Genomic DNA, 21481 nt, shown 5'->3' with positions numbered 1-21481 from the left:
CGTCTGCCGCGTGCGTCCCGGCAACCGCCGTTCGGTTCAATGCGTGGGAGGTCCCGGGTGTTCCCGTTCCTGTCCCGGGCCTGAAAGGTAGCGCTGCGTGGTTGGCCGGATCCTTTTTTGCGGGCGGGGGGCCATGCCGGGATGACAAGGGGTGGGCTCCGCCACCACTGCGGCGGAGCCCACCCCTCGTACGACCGGTCACTGGGGGGTCATACGACCCACCATGTCCGGGTGCTCCTGGAGCCAGGCCGCGACGGCCTCCTCCTCGTGCCCCTGGCCTCGGTCCTTGATCTCGCTCTCCAGGCTGCCCAGCTCCTCCTCGCTCATATGGAAGTTCTTGATCCACTTCGTGAGCTGCGGGTACTGCCCGGGGAAGTCCTCGTTGGAGATCGTGCGGATCGTGTTGCCCTCGCCGAAGAGCTTCTCGGGGTCCTTCAGCTTGGTCAGGTGGTACTCGCTGTACGCCCAGTGCGGCGACCACAGGACCACGGCGATCGGCTTCTTCTCGGCGTAGGCGCGCTTCAGCTCGGCCAGCATCGCGGGCGTGGAGCCGTCGACGACCTTGTACTCCTTGTCGAGGCCGTACCCCGGCAGGACCTTGGTCTTGAGGAGGTTCATCTCGCCGGTGCCCGGTTCGATGCCGACGATCCTGCCGTCGAAGGTGTCCGCCTTGCCCTTGAGGTCCGCCAGCGACCTGACGCCCTTCACGTACGAGGGGACGGCGATCTCCAGCGAGGTGGGCTGGTACCAGGTGCCCAGGTCCTTGAGTCTGTCCTTGTTCCTGTCCCAGTAGTTCTTCTGGGCGTAGGGCAGCCAGGCGTCGAAGTTGAGGTCGAGATCACCGGAGGCGAGGCCGGTGTAGACCGGGCCGACGTCCATCTGCTTCAGGTTCAGCCGGTAGCCGCGCCGTTCCAGGACGTTCTTCCACAGGTAGGTGACGGCCACGTCCTCGTCCCAGGGGAACCAGGCCACGTCCAGGGGGCGCTTGGCCTCCGCGGGCGTGCTGCCCGTGGCGTTCTTGACCGGGGCGAGCTTGTCGACGACACCGGGGTTCTGCTTCAGCCAGGCGCGGACCGCCTCCTGCTGCTTGCCCTTGCCCGCCTTGTTGATCTCCGCTTCGAGGCTGGTGAGCTGCTTCTCGTCCATCCGGAAGTTCTTCAGCCACTCACCGACAACGGGGTTGTCCTGCGCGAAGCCCTTGCGGGCCAGCGTGTGGATGCCGTCGCCCTTGCCCCAGGCGCCCTTCGGGTCCTTGAGCTTCTTCAGGTCGTAGTCGTTGTACGCCCAGTGCGGGGACCAGAGCGTGACCACGATCGGCTTCTTCTCGGCGTACGCGCGCTTCAGCTCGGCCAGCATCGCGGGCGTGGAGCTGTCCACGACCTCGTACTCCTTGTCGAGGCCGTAGTCCTTGAGAACCTTGCTCTTGAGCAGGGCCATCTCACCGGCGCTGGACTCGATGCCGGTGATCTTTCCGCCGAAGGTGGCGGCCTTGCCCTTGAGGTCGGCCAGGGAGTCGATGCCCTTCATGTAGCTGGGCACGCTCAGCTCCAGGGACGTGGGGCCGTACCAGCTGCCGAGGTCGTCGAGCCGGCTGCCGTACTTCTTCCAGTACTGGGCGTGGGTCGTGGGCAGCCAGGCGTCGGTCTGGAAGTCGACGTCGCCCTGGGCGAGGGAGGTGTAGAGCGGACCTGCCTCGAACTGCTTGGTCTCCACCTCGAAGCCGCGCTCCTGAAGGATCTCCTTCCACAGGAAGGTGGAGGCGACGCCCTCGTCCCAGGGGATGTAGCCGATGCTCACCTTCTTGCCCTGACCGACGTCCTTGCCGTCGGCCACAGCCGTGCCCTGGCCGCCACCACCGAAGACACCCATGCCGCCCGCCACGAGGGCGAGCACCACGACGCCGACCACGGCGACGGCCGGGCGGGGCCGGTACGACCAGATCTTCAGGCCCTGGGCGGCGCGCAGCCGGGCCGCGGCGCGGCGGCCGAGCGGCGACACCTGGGTGCCCAGCGCGCTGGTCATGCGGTCCAGGTAGATGGCGAGGATCACGATGGCGACGCCCGCCTCGGACCCCAGGCCGACGTTGAGCTGCCCGATGGCCTCGTTGACATCGCCGCCGAGACCGCCGGTGCCGACCATGCCGGCGATCGCGGCCATGGACAGGCCGAGCATGATGACCTGGTTCACGCCGGCCATGACCGTGGGCAGGGCCAGCGGGAGCTGGACGCGCAGGAGGGTGTCGCGGGGGGTGGTGCCGAAGGCCTCGGCGGCCTCGACCAGTTCCTTGTCGACCTGCCGGATGCCCAGCTCCGTCATGCGCACGCCCGGCGCCAGGGCGAAGATCAGCGTGGCGACGATGCCGGCGGGGGCACCGGTGCCGAAGAAGAGGATCGCCGGGATCAGGTAGATCATCGCGGGCAGCGTCTGCATGAAGTCGAGCACCGGACGCACCAGGCTGCTGACCCGGTCCGAGCGCGCCGCCCAGACGCCGACCGGCACCGAGACGACCAGCGCGATGACGGTGGCCACGAGGACCAGCGACAGGGTCACCATCGCGTCCTCCCACAGTTCCAGGGAGTCGATGAAGGCGAATCCCAGGAAGGTGAGGACACCGGCGAGGGTGCCGCGCAGCCAGAACGCGATGACGGCGAAGATGCCCGCGAGGAGCAGCGGCTCCGGGGCCTGCAGGACGGCGTTGATCCCGTCGTAGAGGCCGACGAAGACGGTCTGCAGGAAGTCGAACAGCCAGCCCATGTGCTGGGTCAGCCAGTCGACCGCGTCGTTCACCCAGTTGCCGACCTGAATCCTAGGCATTGAGCGTCACCTGCTTCCCGTCCTGGTCGCGAGGGGTGTCGCAGGTCTGGGGCGCGCCCCGCTCGTCACCGAGGAAGCCGACGAGCCGCTGCCGGGGCACGACCCCGACCAGCGTGCGTTCGGCGTCCACCACGGCGACCGGGTGCGACAGGCGGGCGCTGATCGCGCAGAGTTCGGCGAACGGTGTGTCGGGCGTCGCGGTCGGGCAGCCGCAGTCGGCCTCGTCGCCGCGGAGGTCGGTGTCCATGACGGCGCCGGCGGTCAGGACGCGGGAGCGGTCGACGTCCTTGGTGAAGGAGGCGACGTAGTCGTTCGCGGGCCTGAGGAGGATGTCCTCCGCGGTGCCGGTCTGCACGATGCGGCCGTCGCGCATGACGGCGATGCCGTCGCCCAGGCGCATGGCCTCGTTCAGGTCGTGGGTGATGAAGACGATCGTCTTCTTGAGGGTCTGCTGGAGCTGGAGGAGCTGGTCCTGCATGTCGCGGCGGATCAGCGGGTCGAGCGCGCTGAACGACTCGTCCATCAGCAGCAGGTCGGCGTCGGTGGCGAGGGCGCGGGCGAGGCCGACGCGCTGCTGCATGCCGCCGGACAGCTCGTCGGGCCAGGACTTCTCCCAGCCCTCCAGCCCGCACAGGGCGAGCGCCTCGGCGGCGCGCTTCTCCCGCTCGGGGCGGGGCACACCCTGCACGCACAGGCCGTAGGCGGCGTTGTCGAGGACGCTGCGGTGCGGGAAGAGCGCGAAGTGCTGGAAGACCATGCTGATCTTCTTCGCGCGGACCTCGCGCAGGTTGCGGTCGGAGAGCGCGGTGAGGTCCTGGCCGTCGAAGCGGACCTGGCCCGCGGTCGGCTCCAGCAGGCCGTTGAGCATGCGCAGGAGTGTGGACTTGCCGGAACCGGACAGGCCCATGACGACGAAGATCTGGCCGGGCTCCACCGTGAAGGAGGCGTCGATCACGGCTGCGGTCGTACCGTCGGCGCGCAGCTCCTCCCGGTCGGCTCCCTGTTTCAGCCGCTGCACTGCCTCGTCCGGTCGTCTGCCGAACACCTTGTAGAGATGTTCGGCCTCAAGTCTTGCTGACACACATACCTCTTGATCTCGGCGGCAACGGAGCGGAGCGACGCGGCGCAAAGTTGAATGTGCAACCGGCATCGCTCCGAAGCGGCCCCTGCCCTCGTTCGGGGAGCACAAACGCACGAGTGGGTCAGTTCACAAGGCATTTACAACTGCCACGCCGAGGGGACTGTCCGTGCCGTGCGGCATGATGCGAGGCGTGACCGGACGACTGATGCTCCTCGACACCGCCTCCCTCTACTTCCGCGCCTACTTCGGCGTCCCCGAGACCATGAAGGCCCCGGACGGCACGCCGGTGAACGCCGTGCGCGGACTGCTGGACTTCATCGACCGCCTGGTCAAGGACCACCGGCCCGACCACCTGGTGGCCTGCATGGACGCCGACTGGCGCCCGCACTGGCGGGTGGAGCTGATCCCCTCCTACAAGGCGCACCGCGTCGCCGAGGAGCACGAGGCGGGGCCGGACGAGGAGGAGGTGCCCGACACGCTGTCGCCGCAGGTGCCGGTCATCGAGGCCGTCCTCGACGCGCTCGGCATCGCGCGCGTGGGAGTGGCGGGGTACGAGGCGGACGACGTGATCGGCACGTTCACCGCGCGAGCCAGGGGCCCGGTCGACATCGTCACCGGCGACCGCGACCTGTACCAGCTCGTCGACGACGCGCGCGGGGTGCGCGTGCTGTACCCGCTCAAGGGGGTGGGCACGCTCGCGCTCACCGACGAGGCGGTGCTGCGCGAGAAGTACGGGGTGGACGGCAGCGGGTACGCGGATCTGGCGCTGCTGCGCGGCGACCCGAGCGACGGACTGCCGGGCGTGCCCGGCATCGGCGAGAAGACGGCGGCCAAGCTGCTCGCCGAGTTCGGCGACCTGGCCGGGATCCTGGCCGCCGTGGACGACCCGAAGGCGAAGCTCACGCCGTCGCAGCGCAGGCGCCTGGACGAGTCACGGCCCTACCTCGCGGTCGCGCCGAAGGTCGTCCGGGTCGCGGACGACGTCCCGCTGCCCGAGGTCGACACCATGCTGCCGCGCACCCCGCGCGACCCGGCGGCACTGGAGGAGCTGGCGGCCCGATGGGGCCTGGGCGGCTCTCTGGCGCGGCTGCTGACGACGCTGACGGCGTGAGCAACACTTGAGCCATGCTTTAGCTCCGTGAATCACCTTTTCACCAAAGGGAGGTCAAATTCGGAACGGGTGATGCATGGACCGTTCAACTGCGGGGTGTTAAGCAGGGGAGAGATGCTAACTTAGGTAAACCTAACCTTTTTGGGAGCAGGGAGGCCCTCATGGCAGACCGACCGGCACGCCAGCCGCGGAAACCCCACTCCGCACAGGTGGTCCGCACCGAGCGGCTGACCCCGCACATGCAGCGCGTGGTACTCGGCGGCGCGGGACTCGCCGGCTTCACGGCGGACACCTGCACCGACCACTATGTGAAGCTCCTGTTCCCGGCGGAGGGCGTGACCTACCCCGAGCCGTTCGACGTGCAGCGGATCCGTGAGGAGTTCCCTCGCGAGCAGTGGCCGGTGACCCGGACGTACACGGTGCGCCACTGGGATGCCGAGCACCGCGAGCTGACCCTGGACTTCGTGATCCACGGCGACGAGGGACTGGCCGGACCGTGGGCGCTGCGGGCCCGGCCCGGCGAGACCGTGCGGTTCATGGGTCCCGGCGGTGCGTACGCTCCCGATCCGAGCGCCGACTGGCATCTGCTCGTCGGTGACGAGAGCGCGCTGCCCGCGATCGCCCGCTCCCTGGAGGCGCTGCCGCACGGCGTCCGGGCGCATGCGTTCGTGGAGGTGTCCGGGCCGGAGGAGGAGCAGAAGATCGACTCCGACGTGGAGGTCGTCTGGCTCCACCGCGGCGACCGGCCGATCGGCGAGGCGCTGGTGGAAGCGGTACGGAGCCTTGAGTTCCCTGAGGGCCGGGTGCACGCGTTCGTGCACGGCGAGGCGGGCTGGGTGAAGGAGCTGCGCCGGCTGCTGCGGGTCGAGCACCAGGTCCCCCGCGAGGACCTGTCCATCTCCGGCTACTGGCGGCTCGGCCACAACGAGGACGGCTGGCAGGCCTCCAAGCGGGAGTGGAACGCCCGCATCGAGGCGGAGCAGGAGAGCGTGGGCACGCCTTCCTGACGTACCCCGGATGATCATGTGAGCCCTGCGGCTCGATCCCCCCGCACACGCGCGTGCAGGTGCATGTCGTGCCAGCCGTCGGCGTGCAGGGTGGCGCTGCGCTTGGTGCCCTCCAGGATGAAGCCGGTCTTGGCGGCGACGCGACAGGACGCCTCGTTGCGGACGGCGTGCAGGAGTTCGAGGCGGTGGAAGCCGATGGTGTCCAGGGCCCAGCGGGCGAGGGCGGTGGTGGCGCGGGCGGCGACGCCTTGCCCGCGGGCCGCGGCGGTGGTCCAGTACGCCACCTCGGCCGTGCCCTCGTCGAGCCGGATCTCGCGCAGCGCCACACGTCCCAGCAGGCGGTCTCCGTCCGGGTCCACGACGGCCCACTGGGCGTTCCGCTCCCCGTCCCAGGCCAGCAGCCACTCCTCGATCCAGCCGCCGGCCTCGTCCTCGGAGTCGGCGGCCCGGATGTGCCACTGATGCATCAGGGGATCCTGGAAGGCCGCGTGGACCGCGGGCGCGTCCTCGGCCTTCCACGGGCGCAGCAGCAGTCCGTCGCCGGTGGGGAGGCTGGGCTGGGCACCGTGGGCGAAGGTTCCGGCGGGCAGCACCGGGCTGGTGAGGTAGGGCATGATCGGCATCCTGCCAAGGGGACGGCGGGCGGGCCCAGCGGTTTTCCGCGGCCGACCGCGGCCTCGTACCCTGTCACCCGATGAGACGCAAGACCCGGATCCCGCCCGCGCCCCTGCCGCAGCGCCACGGGGTGGACCCGGTGCGGGTGCGGTTGCCGTTCACCGGGGCGTGGGCCACCGTGCGGGAGCATCTGGTGGAGCGGCTCACGGGGGCGGGCGACGGGGTCGTCGACGGGATGTTCGACGCGGGGCTGGTCGTCGGGGCGGACGGACGGGCGGTACCGCCGGACGCGCCGTACGAGCCGGGGATGTTCGTCTGGTTCCACCGGGAGCTGCCTGTCGAGGTGCCGGTGCCCTTCCCGCTCAGGGTCGTGTACCGCGACGAACACCTCGTCGTCGTCGACAAGCCGCACTTTTTGGCCACCACCCCGCGCGGCAGCCATGTCGCCGAGACCGCCCTCGCACGGCTGCGCCGGGAGCTGGGCGTCCCGGCGCTCACCGCGGCACACCGCCTCGACCGGCTCACCGCAGGGCTGGTGCTGTTCACCGTGCGGCCTCAGGACCGCGGCGCGTACCAGACGCTCTTCCGCGACCGGCGGGTGCACAAGGAGTACGAGGCGATCGCCCCGTACGATCCGGCGCTCACCCTGCCCCGGACCGTGCGCAGCCGGATCGTGAAGGAGCGCGGGGTGCTCACGGCCCGGGAGGTGGAGGGCGAGCCGAACGCCGTGAGCCGCATCGAGCTGATCGAGCGGCGCGACGACGGGCTCGGCCGGTACCGGCTGGTGCCCGGCACCGGGCAGACACACCAGCTGCGCGTGCACATGAACGCCCTCGGCGTACCGATCCTCGGCGACCCCCTCTATCCCGAGGTGACCGCCCCCGTGCCGGCCGGTGACTTCCGGCGTCCGCTGCAACTGCTGGCGCGGGGCCTCGCGTTCACCGATCCGGTCACGGGGGTGGAGCACCGGTTCCGCAGCGGGCGGGTGCTCGGGGCCTGGGCGTCGTACGAGGGCTGGGCCGCCGGTCAGTAGCCGCGCACCCAGCGCAGCAGGCGCCGCCAGGCACCCTGTGGACGGGCCGGTTCCGGCATCGGCTGCGGCGCGGCGGCCGTGGGCGACTGCGGCGCGGCCGGCTGGGGCTGGGGCGGGGTGGCGGCGGGCTTCGGCTGCGGCGTGCTGACGTGCCAGGAGGTGCGCTGCGGCGGGAGCGGGGCGTGGCTCGGCTTCTGCCGGTCGTCCTGCTGGGGCTTGGGCTCGAACCGCACCGGCAGCTCCACCAGGTGCCGCGACGCGATCGACGACCGCCACCGCAGTGCGTCCTCGTCGCAGTCGAGCTGGACGTCCGGCAGCCGCATCAGCAGCGCCTCCACGCCGGAGTCGGCGATGGCACGGCCGATGTCCTGGCCCGGGCACTCGTGCGGGCCGCCGCCGAAGGAGAGGTGGGAGCGGTTGCCCATCATGTGCGCGGTCGGGTCGGGGCGCACCCGCGGGTCGACGTTGCCCGGCAGAGGGGCGTACAGCAGCCCGTCGCCCTGGCGGATGCGCTGGCCACCCAACTCCACGTCCTGCTTGGCGAAGTAGGCGAAGGTGGTGCTGAACGGCGGCTCGTCCCACAGCAACTGCTCGACCGCCTGCGGCACCGTCATCTGGCCGCCGCTGAGCTGGGCGCGGAAGCCCGGGTCGGTGAGCACCACGCGCACCACGTTGGCGAGGAGGTTGGCGGTGGCCTCGTAGGCGGCGATGAGCACGAGCCGCAGGTGCTCCCTGACCTCCTCGTCGGTCAGCCGCGCCGGGTGGTTGATGAGGAAGGTGGTGAAGTCCTCGGCGGGCTCGGCGCGACGGCGCGCGGTGAGCCGCCCGAGGACGTCCATGATGTAGGCGTTGCTGGCGATCGCGGTCTCGGTGCCCTTGAGCATGTCGCGGGCGGCCTCGACGATGCGGTCGTTGTACTCGTTCGGCATGCCGAGGATCTCGCACATCACGCCCATCGGCAGGCGCTCGGCGAACTGGCTGACGAGGTCGGCGTGGCCTGTCTCGCAGAACCGGTTGACGAGGCGCTGGGTGTGGCGGTTGATGTGGCGGCGCAGGGTCCGGTGGTTGATCGTCGTCATGGCGCCGGTGACCGCACCGCGCAGCCGCTTGTGCTCGTCGCCCTCGACGTGCGAGCAGATGGGCTGCCAGGCGATGTGCGGCATGTACGGGTGGTCGGGCTTGACCATGCCCTCCTTGAGCGGGGTCCAGATGCGGCTGTCCCGGCAGAAGTGCGAGGGCGTGCTCACCATGTGCAGGTTCTCGGAGTGGCCGAGGACCACCCAGAGCGGCACGTCGTCGTGGAGCAGCACGGGCGCCACGGGTCCGTGCTCGGCGCGGAGTTTCTCGTACAGCTCCCGCAGGTCCTCCGCCTCGTGCAGCCGGTGCAGTCCCCCGGGGCCGAGTCCGAGTCCGTGGGCGGGGCAGCCGGGAGGCGGGGCGGGCACGGGGGCGTCCGTACCGGTCGGTGCGTGGTGTTCAGGCGTCACGGTGATCGCTTTCGAGAACAGGTGGGGGAAGGAAGACGGAGGATCAGCGGAGCGCGCCCGACAGGGCGAGGGTGTGGAGGAAGCGCATCAGGGTCATCAGGACGTCACGGCTGGAGGCCCTGCGGCGCACGTCGCACTCGATGATGGGGATCTCCTCGGACAGGTCGAGCGCGGTGCGCAGCTCCTCGACGGGGTAACGGGGCGCGTCCGGGAAGGAGTTGACGGCGACCACGAACGGCACGCCGCGTTCCTCCAGGCGTCCCATGACGTCGAAGCTGACCGCCAGCCGTCGGGTGTCGACCAGCACGACCGCGCCGAGCGCGCCCTCGAAGAGCCCGTTCCACAGGAACCAGAAGCGCTCCTGGCCGGGCGTCCCGAAGAGGTACAGCACCAGCTGGTCGGTGATGCTGATACGGCCGAAGTCCATGGCCACGGTGGTGGCCGTCTTGGAGTCGGAACCGTAGTTGTCGTCGATGCCGACACCGGCCTGCGTCATGGTCTCCTCGGTGGTCAGCGGCCTGATCTCGCTGACCGAGCCGACCATGGTGGTCTTGCCGACGCCGAAGCCGCCCACGATCACGATCTTCACGGCGGCCTCGGCCGTGTGGGGCAGCTGATCCTCCGTCCGTGGGCCGGGGACGGTGTCAGAGCTTTTGAAGTCCATGCATCACCGCTTCGAGGAGGGAACGGTCGGGGAGCTTCTGGCGGACGATCGGGGCGCGCGCCTGCACGAGGTCCGCCGTCAGCATCTCGCTGAGCAGCACGGTCACCACGCTGAACGGCAGGTTCAGGTAGGCCGACAGCTCGGCGACGGACAGCGGGGCGGGGCACAGCCGGAGCAGGGCGGCCTGCTCCGGCGTGGCGGACGGCGGTGGGTCGGCACGCGCCACGATGAGGGTCACCAGGTCGAGTCCGGCGCGCTCGCCGTTCCCTTCCCCGCCGCCGATCACGTACAGCCGCTCGGGGTTCTTCCGCTCGCCCTCTTCGGGGGGCGAGACGGGGGGCGGCACCGGCTTGGGATAACGCCGTTGGCGTTGCGGAGGGGTCATACGGTCTGCCCGTTGCGGCGGGGCGGACTGGTCAGATGGGCACCGATGCGGATGACGACATCACGCATGTGGTGGCTCATCAGGCCGGGCTCGGTGCGGATGTCGGAGAGCACCGCGAGGTAGGCGTTGGCGCCGGCGGCCATCAGGTAGAAGTAGCCGCGGTTGACCTCGATGATGACCAGCTTCATCTCGCCGTCGCTGCTGGGGATCTCCTGCGCGACGGCGGCCGCCAGGCTCTGCAGGCCCGCGCAGGCCGCGGCGACGCGGTCGGCGGCGTCCGGGTCGCCGGCGTAACGGGCGATGCGCAGGCCGTCCGCGGAGAGCACCACGATCATCTCGATGCCCGGGACCCTGTCGTACAGGTCCTTGAGCATCCAGTCGAAGTTGCCTCGCTGCTGGATCACTTGAGGTCCCTCTCGTCGTCGGCCTCGGCTCGGGCCGGCTCGGTGGTCGGCTGGGTGATTGCGGTGGGGTCGTAGTTGCCCTTGAGTCCCTCCCAGAACGCCTCGACCCACATTCCCGGCAGGGGCTCCTCCTCCTGTTCGGGCTCGGGCGCGGGTGCGGGCACCCTCCCGGCGGCCCGGGCGACCCGTTCCGCGGCTTCCTCCGCCTCCTGCTGGGCGCGCTCCCAGGCCGCCTGCTCGGCGTACCGCTGGGAGAGCGGGGTCTTGTTCTTGCTGCGGCGCTGCGGCAGCCCGCCCTCTGTCCACTCGGTGACCACGGGGACGTCGTCCTCCATCGACACGGAGGCGGGGATGAGCGGGTTGGTCGGGTTGCGCTTCTTGGGCGGGCGCTTGGGGCCGGGCAGGGCGTCCGGGCCCACCTGGGGCAGCGAGGTGGCACCGATGCCGTGCGCGAGTCCGACACCGGGCTCGTCGGTGAGCATCTCGCTCGGCACGATGAGGATGGCGCGGACCCCGCCGTACGCGGAGGACCGCAGCGAGCACTGCATGTCGTACGCCGTGCAGAGCCGGCCGACGACGGCGAGGCCGAGGCGCGGTTGCCCGCCCAGGTCCTCCAGGTCGGTGCCGTTCTTGGCGCGCTCCAGCAGGCCTTCGATCCGGGCGCGGGACTCCTCGCTGAGGCTGACGCCGCAGTCCTCGATCTCGATGGCGACGCCGGTCTGCACCTCGCTGGCGGTGACGTGCACCTTGGTCTGCGGCGGCGAGTAGCGGGTGGCGTTGTCGAGGAGTTCGGCCAGGGCGTGGATGACCGGCTCGACGGAGATGCCGCGGACGTTGACCTTGGCGATGGAGGACAGATCGATCCGGCGGTACTCCAGGATCCGGGACATGGCACCGCGCAGCACGCTGTACAGCGCCACGGGTTCGGGCCACTGGCGGCCGGGGCGGCCGCCACCGAGGACGGAGATGGAGTCGGCGAGGCGGCCGATCAGCGCGTTGCCGTGGTCGATGCGCAGCAGGTCGTCGAAGACCTTGGGGTTACGGCCGTGGTCCTCCTCCATCTCCCGGAGTTCCGTGGCCTGCTGGTGGACGATGGCCTGGACGCGTCGGGCGATGTCGACGAAGGAGCGCTGGGAGCCCTCGCGCACGATCTCCTCACGCTCGATGTTCTCCAGCACCGTGTTGATCACGGTGTGCTCCGCGTCGCTGAGTCCGCGGTAGGAGGGATCGAGGTCGCCCAGGTCGAGGAGTACCTCTCGGGGGGTGTGGCCCCGGCGCATATAGTCCAGCGCGGCGGGGATGATCTCCCGGGCGAGGCGGGTCATGCGCTCCTCGTGGCCGGCGATCCGCCGTTCCAGATACGCGCTGTGACGGGCGTGCTCGGCCCGCAGGTTCCGCAGGGTCCGGCCGCGACGCACCGCTTCGGCCGCCACCGCGATGACCATGAGCGTGGCGACGGCACCGGACAGGCCCACGGCGAGCCGGGCCGGCTGCGTCACCACGGCGACGGCGGCTCCGGTCAGCGCGGCCATCAGTATGGCCGGCATCAACAGCACGCGCGTGTACGGAAGTTCACGGCGGCCGGGAGGGGAATCAACACTCACCATGTAGGCCCTCTGAAAACAGGTCGGCTGGGAATAGGGGGAGCGTGCAGGGGGTATGTCATGGAACTGTCTGGAGTTTCAGCACATACGGGAACAAGCGCGCGAATTCATCCCAACTCGGCGCGCTGCGGGCGAGCTTAGTCCGACCGGATCAACGCCGTGTCATATTCCGCAAGCACCTGAAATGGGGCATCGGCAAGAGCTACGATCGACTCCATTTACACGGTCCGACATGAATCGAACACACGGAGTAACCGCATACAGACGTGCGAATATCACTCACCGTGAAGGGTGAACAGGGGGCGCAAAGCGTGACTCCGCCGCGCTCGATCAAGCGCCCTTCGACGGCCGTCGCCGCCGGCCTGCGCGTCCCTCGACCGTGTGACGGTCTTCGCCGTCCGGCGGATGCGGGGCGGTCATGGCTGGTGCGCCGCCCGGCGGAGCCGCTTGGCGGCACGGCTCCGCGTCCAGGCGTCAGGGGCCGAGTCAGCCCACCGAGGAGTAGGCCACGACCCCTCGCAGCAACTCGTCGACCGCCTTGCGCGCGGCCTTCGGCACCGTCGAGCCCTCCCCGGGCGCCGCCGCCGAGATCTGCCCCAGCACGTCGATCACCTGCTTGCACCACCGCACGAAGTCACCCGCCGGCATCTCCGCCTCACGCAGCACCTCGTCCAGCCCCTTGCCCGATGCCCACATGTACGCGGCCCAGGCGAAACCGAGGTCCGGCTCGCGCTGACCGACCCCCTCGGTCTGGGTGATCCGGAACTCCTCCTCCAGAGCGTCGAGGCGCCCCCAGATGCGCACCATCTCGCCCAGCGCGGCCTTGGCCTTGCCCGAGGGCAACTTCGGCGCCATCGCGTCGTCGCTGACCCGGGCCTCGAACACCAACGCAGAGACACAGGCGGCGAGTTCGGCCGGGCCGAGGCCCTCCCAGACGCCCTCGCGCAGGCACTCGCTGGCGAGCAGGTCCAGCTCGCCGTACAGACGGGCCAGCCGCTTGCCGTGCTCCGTCACCTCGTCACCGCGCAGATAGTCCAGCTCGGTCAGCAACGCCACGATCCGGTCGAAGGTGCGCGCGATGGTGTTCGTGCGCCCCTCGATGCGCCGCTCCAGCTGCGAGGTGTCGCGCAGCAGCCGGTGGTACCGCTCGGCCCAACGGGCGTGGTCCTCACGGTCGCTGCAGCCATGGCAGGGATGGGCGCGGATCGCCTTGCGCAGCCGGGCGATCTCCCGGTCGTCGGCAGCCGCGGAACGGCGCTTGCGGTGCCGCTCGGGCGTGATGTGCCCGGCCTTGGTGCGCAGCGCGGAGGCGAGGTCCCGACGGGACTGCGGTGAGCGCGGATTGAACGACTTCGGGATCCGCATCCGCTCCAGCGGCTCGACCGGTACCGGAAAGTCCATGGACGCCAGCCGCTTGACCTGCCGTTCGGCGGTCAGCACGAGCGGGCGTGGCCCGTCGTGCTGCTCGAAGCCGCGGTGGCCGTTGGACCGGCCGGCGGGCAGGCCGGGGTCCAGCACCAGCGCCAGGCCGGCGTACTTGCCGGTGGGGACATGGATGACGTCACCGGGCTTGAGCTTCTCCAGCGCGACGGCCGCTTCCGCGCGCCGCTCCGCCGCACCCTGCCGGGCGATCTCGTTCTCTCGGTCCTTCAACTCACGCCGCAGCCGCGCGTACTCCTCGAAGTCGCCGAGGTGGCAGGTCATGGAGGCCTTGTAGCCCTCCAGCCCCTCCTCGTTGCGCTGCACCTGCCGGGAGATCCCCACGATCGACTTGTCGGCCTGGAACTGCGCGAACGAGGTCTCCAGCAGCTCCCGTGAGCGGTGCCGGCCGAACTGTTCGACCAGGTTGACCGCCATGTTGTACGACGGCTTGAAGCTGGACCGCAGCGGATACGTACGCGTGCCGGCCAGACCCGCGAGGTGCTCGGGGCTCATGCCACGCTGCCACAGGACCACGGCGTGGCCCTCGACGTCGATGCCCCGGCGGCCCGCACGCCCCGTCAGCTGGGTGAACTCGCCGGGCGTGATGTCGGCGTGCTGCTCGCCGTTCCACTTGACGAGCTTCTCCAGCACCACCGAGCGGGCGGGCATGTTGATGCCGAGGGCGAGGGTCTCGGTCGCGAAGACGGCCTTGACCAGGCCGCGGACGAACAGTTCCTCGACGACCTCCTTGAAGGTCGGCAGCATGCCCGCGTGGTGGGCGGCGATGCCGCGCTCCAGGCCCTCCAGCCACTCGTAGTACCCGAGGACGTGCAGGTCCTCGGGCGGGATGCTGGCCGTGCGCTCCTCGACCAGGGCGCGGACCCGCTCCCGCTCCTCCTGGTCGTTGAGCCTGAGGCCCGCGTACAGGCACTGCTCGACGGCCGCTTCACAGGCGGCACGGCTGAAGATGAACGTGATGGCGGGCAACAGGCCCTCGGCGTCGAGCCGCTCGATGACCTCCGGCCGGCTCGGCGTCCAGATCCGCGCGCGCTGCCTGCGCTCCCGCTCCCGGTCGGCCTCGCGCATGGCGCGGCCGCGCCTTCTGTCCATGTACGACGGGCGGCTCGCCTCCATGCGCGCCATGCGCGTGAGGTCGGGGTTGACGGCCTTCTTGTGGCCCTCGCCCTCCTCGAACAGGTCGTACATCCGGCGGCCGGCGAGCACATGCTGGAACAGCGGCACCGGGCGGTGCTCGGAGACGATCACCTCGGTGTCACCGCGGACCGTGTCGAGCCAGTCGCCGAACTCCTCGGCGTTCGACACGGTCGCCGACAGGGAGACGAGGGTGACCGACTCGGGCAGGTGGATGATCACCTCTTCCCATACGGCCCCGCGGAAGCGGTCGGAGAGGTAGTGCACCTCGTCCATGACCACGTACCCGAGGCCGAGAAGGGTCTGGGAGCCCGCGTAGAGCATGTTCCGCAGCACCTCGGTGGTCATCACGACCACCGGCGCACCGGAGTTGACGCTGTTGTCGCCGGTGAGCAGACCCACCTTGTCGGTGCCGTAGCGGCGGCACAGGTCGGCGTACTTCTGGTTCGACAGCGCCTTGATGGGGGTCGTGTAGAAGCACTTCTTGCCCTGTTGGAGGGCGAGGTGGACGGCGAACTCGCCGACGATCGTCTTGCCGGATCCGGTGGGCGCGGCGACCAGCACGCCCTTCCCCGCTTCGAGTGCCTGGCAGGCCTCGATCTGGAAGGGGTCGAGGCCGAAGTCGTACATCTCGCGGAAGGAGGCGAGCGCGGTGGCCTGCTCGGCAGCGCGCTTGCGGGCTGCCGCGTACCGCTCGGCCGGAGAGAGGTCCTCTGTCATCGTGCCTTCGAGCGTACCGGGCCGCACTGACAACAGGACGATCATTATCCGGATCCAGTGCTGTGGAACCCGAGGTCCGCGCAGCTCACGGGGGCGTGCCCGGTCGGCGTCCGGCCGCCCGGTGAGAGCGGGGCGGCCGGCGGCACCGGTGTTCTCAGGTCACGTCGTCGTAGCCGTTGACGCGGTCCGCGCTCGCCTGCTCGGGCAGGGCACGGCTGGCGGTCACGGGCTCGATCTCGCCGATGTCCTCGGGCGTGAGGTCCAGCTCGGAGGCCTCGTCGTCGGCGGGGCCCAGGGCCTCGCGGCGGCGCCTGCGGCGGTCGTTGAGCAGAGAGAAGGCGACCGCGCCGAAGTACAGGATCCAGATCGGTCCGGCCAGCGCCAGCATGGTCAGCGGGTCGGTGCTGGGCGTGGCGATGGCCGCGAACACCGTGATGCCCATGATCATCCCTCGCCACCAGCCGAGCATCCGCTTGCCGGTGATCGCCCCCGTGAGGTTGAGGAACACCAGCAGCAGTGGCAGCTCGAAGGAGAGTCCGAAGACGAGCACCATGCGCAGGACGAGGTCGAGGAGGTCGTCCAGCGGCAGCAGGTTGGAGGTGCCGCCCGGGGTGAATTCCAGCAGCACCTTCGCCGTGGTGGGCAGCACCGTGTAGGCGAAGTAGGCGCCGGCGATGAAGAGCGGGGCACCCGTACCGACGAACGCGTACGCGTACTTCTTCTCGTGCCTGTGGAGTCCGGGCGCTACGAAGGCCCACAGCTGGTAGAGCCAGACCGGCGAGGCCAGGACGACGCCGGCCATCAGCGATACCTTCAGCGCCAGGGTGAACGGCGTGAGCAGACCGTTGATGGTGATCTGGGCGCAGGGCTTGGTGGACCGGGAGTTCGCCAGTTCCGCGAAGGTCTTGTCACAACCGACCGAGTCGAGGATCGGCTTGGTGATCAAGTTGATGATGTCGTTGTAGAAGAAAGCGGCGACGACCGTGACGATGACGATGGCCAGCATCGCCTTCGCGAGCCGGTTGCGGAGCTCACGAAGGTGCTCCGCGAGGGGCATCCGCCCCTCGGGATCCTTCTCCTGTTTGCGGGCAGACTTCAGCAACCCACGTTCCCATCTCGTGCGGCGGGCCGGAGGTCACCGGCCCTGCGTCAGCGCTTGGTCGTGTCCGTCGGCTCGCTGACGGGGCGGGAGCTGGTCACATCGCCGGGGGCGGCCTGGATGGTGCGCTGGGCCGGGGGCTGCTCGCCGGGGTTCGGCGGGTCGGCCGGGGCGGAGGCCTTGCCTTCTTCCTTCATCGCCTTGGCCTCGCTCTTCAGGATGCGCGCGGACTTGCCGAGCGAGCGGGCCATGTCCGGAAGCTTCTTCGCGCCGAACAGCAGGATGATGACGACGAGGATGAGAATGATCTCGGGGGCTCCGAGCCTTCCGAACATAGTGTTTACCTTCTCACCGAGGCTGCTGGGTGGGTGCTGTCCGACCGGTCGGACAAGTGTCCGAACGGTCGTGCTGGCAGCGATCGTAACGCTCAGGGGTAAACCGCAGGCAATCCCTGTGCGTACTCCCTCTTCGCGGTCCGAGCCTCGTTCTCCGGGCCGCGACCAGCAGCGTACCTGCCCGAACCGTCAAGGTGACAGGGCGAAGCCACCCGAAACGCCGGGCTCACAGCCACCCGCCGTACGACTCACAGGGCGTCCACAGAACGGGCCGCATTCGTGGCCGCGCGCTCCAGATCCTCCGCCGCCCGGTTGATCCGGCGCGCGGAGTCCGTGACCTGCCTGCCCAGACGGTGCGCCTCGACGAACACCCGCACGGCGAACACCGCCAGCACGACAAGACCCAGAAAACCCACGGCTACCGCGAACATCGGCCAGAACATGCCGTCGAGCCTAGACCGTGGAGTGCAGCCGCAGAGTCCTGACGCCGCCCCCGGTGAGCAACTGCACGATCCGCTCCCCCGCCGGCTTCCGCACGGACGCGCCGCAGTCCGGGCAGGTGAACGAGTAGAACGTCGTACGACTGGTCGCGCCGATGGCGAGACGCAGAGCGCTCGCCGCGAGCTCGAAGCGGCCCCGGCAGTCCGGGCAGCCCGCCTTGAACACCACCGGGGACACACTTCTCATCCCGGCGAACGCGGAAGCCACTGTCATGTCCCGCACACCAGACATCGCAGACTCGCTCACAAGCCCTCGCTCCCCTTTTCCGGTCGTTCGCCTACGGGATGCCTCAGCCGCTCCGGCTCACTCGCGCCTGTCGTTCTGCACGTCGTGCACCCCGTGTGCTCCCTGCGGTCCCTGCGCGTCGATGCCGTCGTACGCCGCCAGCGCGTCGCGGGCCGCCTGCCGGGCGCTCTCGGCGAGCTCGGGCGGCGAGACGATCCGGCCGTCCCGGCCGAGCCGCAGCGCCAGGCGTCTGAGCGACGCCGGGTCAGGGGTGCGCAGAGTGATACGCAACCCGCCGTCCGGAAGCTCATCCGCGCTGTCGTGGGGGTAGTACTCGGCCACCCAGCGTCCGCCGGGGCCGACCTCCACCACGACCTCCGGGTCCTCGGCGGCGGGCTGCACCAGCCCCTCCGACAGATCCCGGAGCTCGATCTCGGGCGGCGCGGACGGCTCGTCCAGGATCCTGATCTCGGCGACCCGGTCGAGCCGGAAGGTGCGCCGCGCCTCGGAGCGGCGGCACCATGCCTCCACGTACGTGTGCCCAACGCTGACCAGGCGGATCGGGTCGATCTCGCGCTCGGTCACCTCGTCGCGGGCGGGCGAGTAGTAGCGGATCCACAGACGGCGGCGCTCGGAGATCGCCCGGTCGACATCGGCGAACACGCCGCCCTCGGACTCGAAGGTCACCGACAGGCGGGAGCTGGCGCCGGCCGCCTCGCCGGCCGCGGCCTCGACCTTGGCCGTGGCCCGCAGCAGTGCCTGCCGGTCGCTCTCGCGCAGGCCGGGCAGGGTGGACACCGCGCGGGCGGCCACCAGCAGGGCGGTGGCCTCGTCGGCGGCGAGTCGCAGCGGCTCGGCCGCCTCCGCCCCGAGGGCGGCCGGGTTGTGCCACCAGATGCGCTCGCCGTCGGTGTCGATGTCGAGCAGGTCGCCACCGCGGAAGCTGGTGCCGCACATGGGGAGCACGTCGAGGTCCGAGACCAGTTCGTCCTCGGTGATCCCGAAGGCGCGCGCGACGTCCTCGACCCGGGCGCCGGGGCGCTCCCTGAGGTACGTCACCAGGGAGAGCATCCGCCGGGTCTGGTCGATGGCGTTCACGGGCCTGACCGGTTTGCCTGTCACTGTCGCTTCCCGCTCCCCCTCAGCCCTTGGCCACGGCACGCAGCCGGTCCACCACGTCGGCCCGCAGCTCGGCGGGCTCCAGGACCACCACGTCCGGCCCGAACTCCACCAGCCAGGCGTCGAGTCCGTGCCCGTACGGAATCTCCAACTCGTCCCAGCCGTCGCCGAGTTCCCGCACCACGGTGGCCTTCGCCCGAAGGGGGTAACCGGCGCCCGAGCGCAGCCGGATCAGCGCGGAGCGGTCGGCGGTCTCCCCGGCCCAGCTCGCGACGGTCTCACGGACGGTGACGACATCGGGCACGGGCGCGGTGAAGCGGCCGGCGCGCGAGCGCACCTTGCCGGTGATCCGGGACAGCCGGAAGACCCGCTCGGCGCCGCGGTCACGGTCCCAGCCCGCCAGATACCAGTGGCCTCGCCAGCACTCCAGCGCCCACGGCTCGACATGCCGGGGCTCGGGGTGGGCGGCGGTGGCCTTGCGGTAGTCGAACACGACCGGGCGGCGGTCGCGGCAGGCCAGCATCAGCGGCTCGAAGGCGGCCTCGTGCACCGGGATGCGGGGCTCCAGCGCACCATGGGCCTCGTACGGGTCGACGTCCTCGGGCAGCCCGGCGGCGCGCAGCTTCTGCAGGGCGCCGCTGGCGGCGCCGGCCAGCCTGGCCTGCTGCCACACCTTGGCGGCCAGGCCCAGGGCGGCGGCCTCCTCGGCGTCGAGGGTGATGGGCGGGAGCCGGTTGCTGTCGCGGCGGGCCATGTACCCGACCTCGCCGTCCAGGTTCTCGACGGTCTCGATGACCAGCCCGAGCTCGCGCAGGTCGTCCTTGTCCCGCTCGAACATCCGGTTGAAGGAGTCGTCGGAGCCCGCTGCACCGTTTCCCGGCCCGAAGGCCTCGACGTAAGCCTCGATGGACTCGCGCAGTTCGCGCTTGCTGAGCGGCCGTCGCGTCCCGAGCAGACACAGCGCCAGATTCATCAGCCGCTCGGCCTTGGCAATGGCCATCGACGCCCTTCGCCTCCCTATGGTGCTTACGACCGATGACCGTACCGCCCCACGGTGGCAAGGCAAAAGCCGAGGGCCCATGCCCGAACAGGCATGGCCCCCAGGTGATCGGCTCCGGTCGGATCCCGTACGGCGGTCACACGCCGAACGGACCACACCGGAGCCGTGACGACTCCCGTAGGACGATCAGACCCCGAGCAGGTCGACCACGAAGATCAGCGTCTCGCCGGGCTTGATCGCCGGGGTCGGGCTGTGGTTGCCGTAGGCGAGGTGGGCGGGGATCGTCAGCTGGCGGCGGCCGCCGACCTTCATGCCCTGTACGCCCAGGTCCCAGCCCTTGATGACACGGCCCCCGCCCAGCGGGAAGCGGAACGGCGCGCCCCGGTTCCAGCTGGCGTCGAACTCCTCACCCGTGCTGAAGGCGACACCCACGTAGTGCACAGTGACGGTCTGACCCGCCTGCGCCACGGCGCCGTCGCCCTCCCAGATGTCCTTGATCTCGAGGTCCGCCGGCGGCTCGCCGCCCGGGAAGTCGATCTCGGGCTTGTCGATGCTCACGTCTTCTGCTCCTGCTGTGTCTGTGGAAAGGCGACAGGAACAGTCTTACATCCCGGGCCCCTCACCTCGCTCTGCGTCCCTGGGGCGTCACATCTTCGCCAGGATGTCCACCGAGAAGACCAATGTGGAGTCCTTCTTGATGTCGCTGCCCTGCGGCGGGTTGTCGCCGTAGCCCAGGTTCGGCGGGATGACGATGAGGACGCGGCTGCCGACCTTCTTGCCGGTCAGACCCTGCGCCCAGCCCTTGACGACCTGCTCCAGCGAGAACGACGTCAGCTGCCCGCGGCTGTACGTCGAGTCGAACTCCTTGCCGGTGTCCCACAGCACGCCCTTGTACTGCACGAGGACGGTGTCGCCGGCGCCGACCTTCTCGCCGTCGCCCTCGATGACGTAGTTCGCCACGAGCTTCTTCGGTGCGTCGGCCTTCGGCACCTCGATGGAAGGCGCCTTGCCGTCGGTGTTGGTGCCGACCTCGGGCAGGCCTGCGTCCTTCTGGGCGACCTGGGTGCCCTTGGCGGAGCTCTTGGCGTTGAACGTGCCCTGCACGTCGACCACGAACACCAGGGTGTCGGTGCCCTTGATACCCGCCTGGGGCTGGCCCTGCGTGCCGTAACCCCAGGTCGGCGGGACGGCCATCTCGACGCGGCTGCCGGCCTTCTTGCCGGTCAGGGCATACCGCCAGCCGTCGATGATGCTGCCCTGGGCGAGCTGGATGGCCAGTCGGGTCTTGCGGTCGTAGGAGTTGTCGAAGACCTTCCCCGTGTTCCAGATCTGCCCGAGGTAGTGGGCCACGATGTAATCACCCTCGGCGACCGTCCTGCCGCTGCCCGCGATGACCGTCTTCACCGCGAGCTGCTTGGACGGGTCCCCGCCGCCCTTGGCGACCGTCGGCTTCTCATCGAACTTCGTGCCCGCGGTGATCGCCGGCAGCGGACCGTCCACGATCTTCGGCGGCGGGGCCGCGGACGTGGCCTGTGCCGAGGGCGACGCGCTGTCGCTGGCCTTGCTCGAGTCGGATTTGTCCTCGCTGCCACATGCGGCGAGCGTGGTCAGTCCAGCGGGTACGGCAATCAGAAGTGAGCGTCGGCGCACTGTGGGGGCCTCATAATCGGTCGATCTTGTGGATGGCGTGCGCGCAACTCTAC

Annotated in this window: 20 protein-coding genes; 3 read left to right on the top strand and 17 right to left on the bottom strand. The window is 70.1% G+C overall.

Translation table 11 applies throughout. The features are described 5' to 3' along the window. Window positions 1–198: 198 nt before the first annotated feature. Together NW895_RS13600 and NW895_RS13595 are read right to left on the bottom strand one after the other, a co-directional pair. Complete coding sequence (locus NW895_RS13600) at window positions 199–2814, bottom strand: ABC transporter permease/substrate binding protein (protein ID WP_289935743.1); 2616 nt, start codon at window positions 2812–2814, stop codon at window positions 199–201. After that, window positions 2807–3895 carry a betaine/proline/choline family ABC transporter ATP-binding protein gene (locus tag NW895_RS13595; protein ID WP_289935742.1) on the bottom strand — a complete coding sequence of 363 codons (1089 nt, stop codon included), beginning with the start codon at window positions 3893–3895 and terminating at the stop codon, window positions 2807–2809. Before NW895_RS13595 ends, NW895_RS13600 begins: the two co-directional genes overlap by 8 nt. 181 nt (window positions 3896–4076) lie before the next feature. Here NW895_RS13595 and NW895_RS13590 point away from each other — a divergent pair, with 181 nt between their 5' ends. After that, window positions 4077–5006 (top strand): 5'-3' exonuclease, encoded by a 930-nt coding sequence (locus NW895_RS13590; RefSeq protein WP_289936011.1) that lies wholly within the window; start codon window positions 4077–4079, stop codon window positions 5004–5006. Window positions 5007–5167: 161 nt separating this feature from the next. Then, window positions 5168–6013 (top strand): siderophore-interacting protein, encoded by an 846-nt coding sequence (locus NW895_RS13585; RefSeq protein WP_289935741.1) that lies wholly within the window; start codon window positions 5168–5170, stop codon window positions 6011–6013. Between the two features lie 14 nt (window positions 6014–6027). On the opposite strand, the gene NW895_RS13580 is transcribed toward NW895_RS13585, so the two are convergent. After that, window positions 6028–6627 (bottom strand): GNAT family N-acetyltransferase, encoded by a 600-nt coding sequence (locus tag NW895_RS13580; RefSeq protein WP_289935740.1) that lies wholly within the window; start codon window positions 6625–6627, stop codon window positions 6028–6030. An 80-nt stretch (window positions 6628–6707) separates the two neighbouring features. Here NW895_RS13580 and NW895_RS13575 point away from each other — a divergent pair, with 80 nt between their 5' ends. Further along, window positions 6708–7661, top strand: a complete 954-nt coding sequence (locus NW895_RS13575) for an RluA family pseudouridine synthase (protein WP_289935739.1) — start codon at window positions 6708–6710, stop codon at window positions 7659–7661. Here the strand turns inward: NW895_RS13575 and NW895_RS13570 are convergent. From NW895_RS13570 to NW895_RS13505, 14 genes are all read right to left on the bottom strand, one after another. Next, on the bottom strand, window positions 7655–9148 hold the full coding sequence (locus NW895_RS13570) for a cytochrome P450 (protein ID WP_289935738.1): 1494 nt from the start codon (window positions 9146–9148) through the stop codon (window positions 7655–7657). The genes NW895_RS13575 and NW895_RS13570 overlap by 7 nt on opposite strands. Window positions 9149–9191: 43 nt before the next feature. Beyond that, window positions 9192–9812, bottom strand: a complete 621-nt coding sequence (locus NW895_RS13565) for an ATP/GTP-binding protein (protein WP_289935737.1) — start codon at window positions 9810–9812, stop codon at window positions 9192–9194. Next, window positions 9793–10197 carry a DUF742 domain-containing protein gene (locus NW895_RS13560; RefSeq protein WP_289935736.1) on the bottom strand — a complete coding sequence of 135 codons (405 nt, stop codon included), beginning with the start codon at window positions 10195–10197 and terminating at the stop codon, window positions 9793–9795. The genes NW895_RS13565 and NW895_RS13560 overlap by 20 nt, the downstream gene beginning before the upstream one ends. Beyond that, entirely contained in the window at window positions 10194–10601 is a 408-nt protein-coding gene (locus NW895_RS13555) for a roadblock/LC7 domain-containing protein (protein ID WP_289935735.1), read from the bottom strand. Before NW895_RS13555 ends, NW895_RS13560 begins: the two co-directional genes overlap by 4 nt. After that, a complete protein-coding gene (locus tag NW895_RS13550; RefSeq protein ID WP_289935734.1) occupies window positions 10598–12208 on the bottom strand; it encodes an ATP-binding protein in 1611 nt (536 codons plus the stop codon). Before NW895_RS13550 ends, NW895_RS13555 begins: the two co-directional genes overlap by 4 nt. Window positions 12209–12691: 483 nt before the next feature. Continuing rightward, window positions 12692–15544, bottom strand: a complete 2853-nt coding sequence (locus tag NW895_RS13545; protein WP_289935733.1) for a DEAD/DEAH box helicase — start codon at window positions 15542–15544, stop codon at window positions 12692–12694. 109 nt (window positions 15545–15653) lie between these two features. Continuing rightward, entirely contained in the window at window positions 15654–16601 is a 948-nt protein-coding gene (gene tatC / locus NW895_RS13540) for a twin-arginine translocase subunit TatC (protein WP_289935732.1), read from the bottom strand. Between the two features lie 47 nt (window positions 16602–16648). Next, on the bottom strand, window positions 16649–16933 hold the full coding sequence (gene tatA / locus NW895_RS13535; RefSeq protein WP_289935731.1) for a Sec-independent protein translocase subunit TatA: 285 nt from the start codon (window positions 16931–16933) through the stop codon (window positions 16649–16651). Between the two features lie 248 nt (window positions 16934–17181). Beyond that, complete coding sequence (locus tag NW895_RS13530; RefSeq protein WP_289935730.1) at window positions 17182–17376, bottom strand: hypothetical protein; 195 nt, start codon at window positions 17374–17376, stop codon at window positions 17182–17184. Between the two features lie 10 nt (window positions 17377–17386). Then, window positions 17387–17680 (bottom strand): hypothetical protein, encoded by a 294-nt coding sequence (locus NW895_RS13525; protein ID WP_289935729.1) that lies wholly within the window; start codon window positions 17678–17680, stop codon window positions 17387–17389. 57 nt (window positions 17681–17737) lie between these two features. Next, on the bottom strand, window positions 17738–18781 hold the full coding sequence (locus tag NW895_RS13520) for a WYL domain-containing protein (protein WP_289935727.1): 1044 nt from the start codon (window positions 18779–18781) through the stop codon (window positions 17738–17740). 19 nt (window positions 18782–18800) lie between these two features. Continuing rightward, window positions 18801–19778 (bottom strand): WYL domain-containing protein, encoded by a 978-nt coding sequence (locus tag NW895_RS13515; RefSeq protein WP_289935726.1) that lies wholly within the window; start codon window positions 19776–19778, stop codon window positions 18801–18803. A gap of 186 nt (window positions 19779–19964) precedes the next feature. Continuing rightward, window positions 19965–20336 (bottom strand): FKBP-type peptidyl-prolyl cis-trans isomerase, encoded by a 372-nt coding sequence (locus NW895_RS13510; RefSeq protein ID WP_289935725.1) that lies wholly within the window; start codon window positions 20334–20336, stop codon window positions 19965–19967. A gap of 87 nt (window positions 20337–20423) precedes the next feature. Next, window positions 20424–21428, bottom strand: a complete 1005-nt coding sequence (locus NW895_RS13505) for an FKBP-type peptidyl-prolyl cis-trans isomerase (protein ID WP_289935724.1) — start codon at window positions 21426–21428, stop codon at window positions 20424–20426. Window positions 21429–21481: the final 53 nt, after the last annotated feature.

This window comes from Streptomyces sp. S.PNR 29 (assembly GCF_030386795.1).
GTDB lineage: Bacteria > Actinomycetota > Actinomycetes > Streptomycetales > Streptomycetaceae > Streptomyces.
The sequence above is the reverse complement of the archived record's forward strand: the minus strand, read 5'-3'. Positions and strand labels throughout refer to the sequence as shown.

What these genes read in the sequence shown, in the direction of transcription:
- NW895_RS13550 (WP_289935734.1), bottom strand. Translation starts at nt 12,208, where the DNA reads ATGGTGAGTGTTGATTCCCCTCCCGGCCGCCGTGAACTTCCGTACACG.
- NW895_RS13515 (WP_289935726.1), bottom strand. Translation starts at nt 19,778, where the DNA reads ATGGCCATTGCCAAGGCCGAGCGGCTGATGAATCTGGCGCTGTGTCTG.
- NW895_RS13575 (WP_289935739.1), top strand. Translation starts at nt 6,708, where the DNA reads ATGAGACGCAAGACCCGGATCCCGCCCGCGCCCCTGCCGCAGCGCCAC.
- NW895_RS13565 (WP_289935737.1), bottom strand. Translation starts at nt 9,812, where the DNA reads ATGGACTTCAAAAGCTCTGACACCGTCCCCGGCCCACGGACGGAGGAT.
- NW895_RS13585 (WP_289935741.1), top strand. Translation starts at nt 5,168, where the DNA reads ATGGCAGACCGACCGGCACGCCAGCCGCGGAAACCCCACTCCGCACAG.
- NW895_RS13580 (WP_289935740.1), bottom strand. Translation starts at nt 6,627, where the DNA reads ATGCCCTACCTCACCAGCCCGGTGCTGCCCGCCGGAACCTTCGCCCAC.
- NW895_RS13600 (WP_289935743.1), bottom strand. Translation starts at nt 2,814, where the DNA reads ATGCCTAGGATTCAGGTCGGCAACTGGGTGAACGACGCGGTCGACTGG.
- NW895_RS13560 (WP_289935736.1), bottom strand. Translation starts at nt 10,197, where the DNA reads ATGACCCCTCCGCAACGCCAACGGCGTTATCCCAAGCCGGTGCCGCCC.
- NW895_RS13590 (WP_289936011.1), top strand. Translation starts at nt 4,077, where the DNA reads ATGCGAGGCGTGACCGGACGACTGATGCTCCTCGACACCGCCTCCCTC.
- NW895_RS13545 (WP_289935733.1), bottom strand. Translation starts at nt 15,544, where the DNA reads ATGATCGTCCTGTTGTCAGTGCGGCCCGGTACGCTCGAAGGCACGATG.
- NW895_RS13530 (WP_289935730.1), bottom strand. Translation starts at nt 17,376, where the DNA reads ATGTTCTGGCCGATGTTCGCGGTAGCCGTGGGTTTTCTGGGTCTTGTC.
- tatA (WP_289935731.1), bottom strand. Translation starts at nt 16,933, where the DNA reads ATGTTCGGAAGGCTCGGAGCCCCCGAGATCATTCTCATCCTCGTCGTC.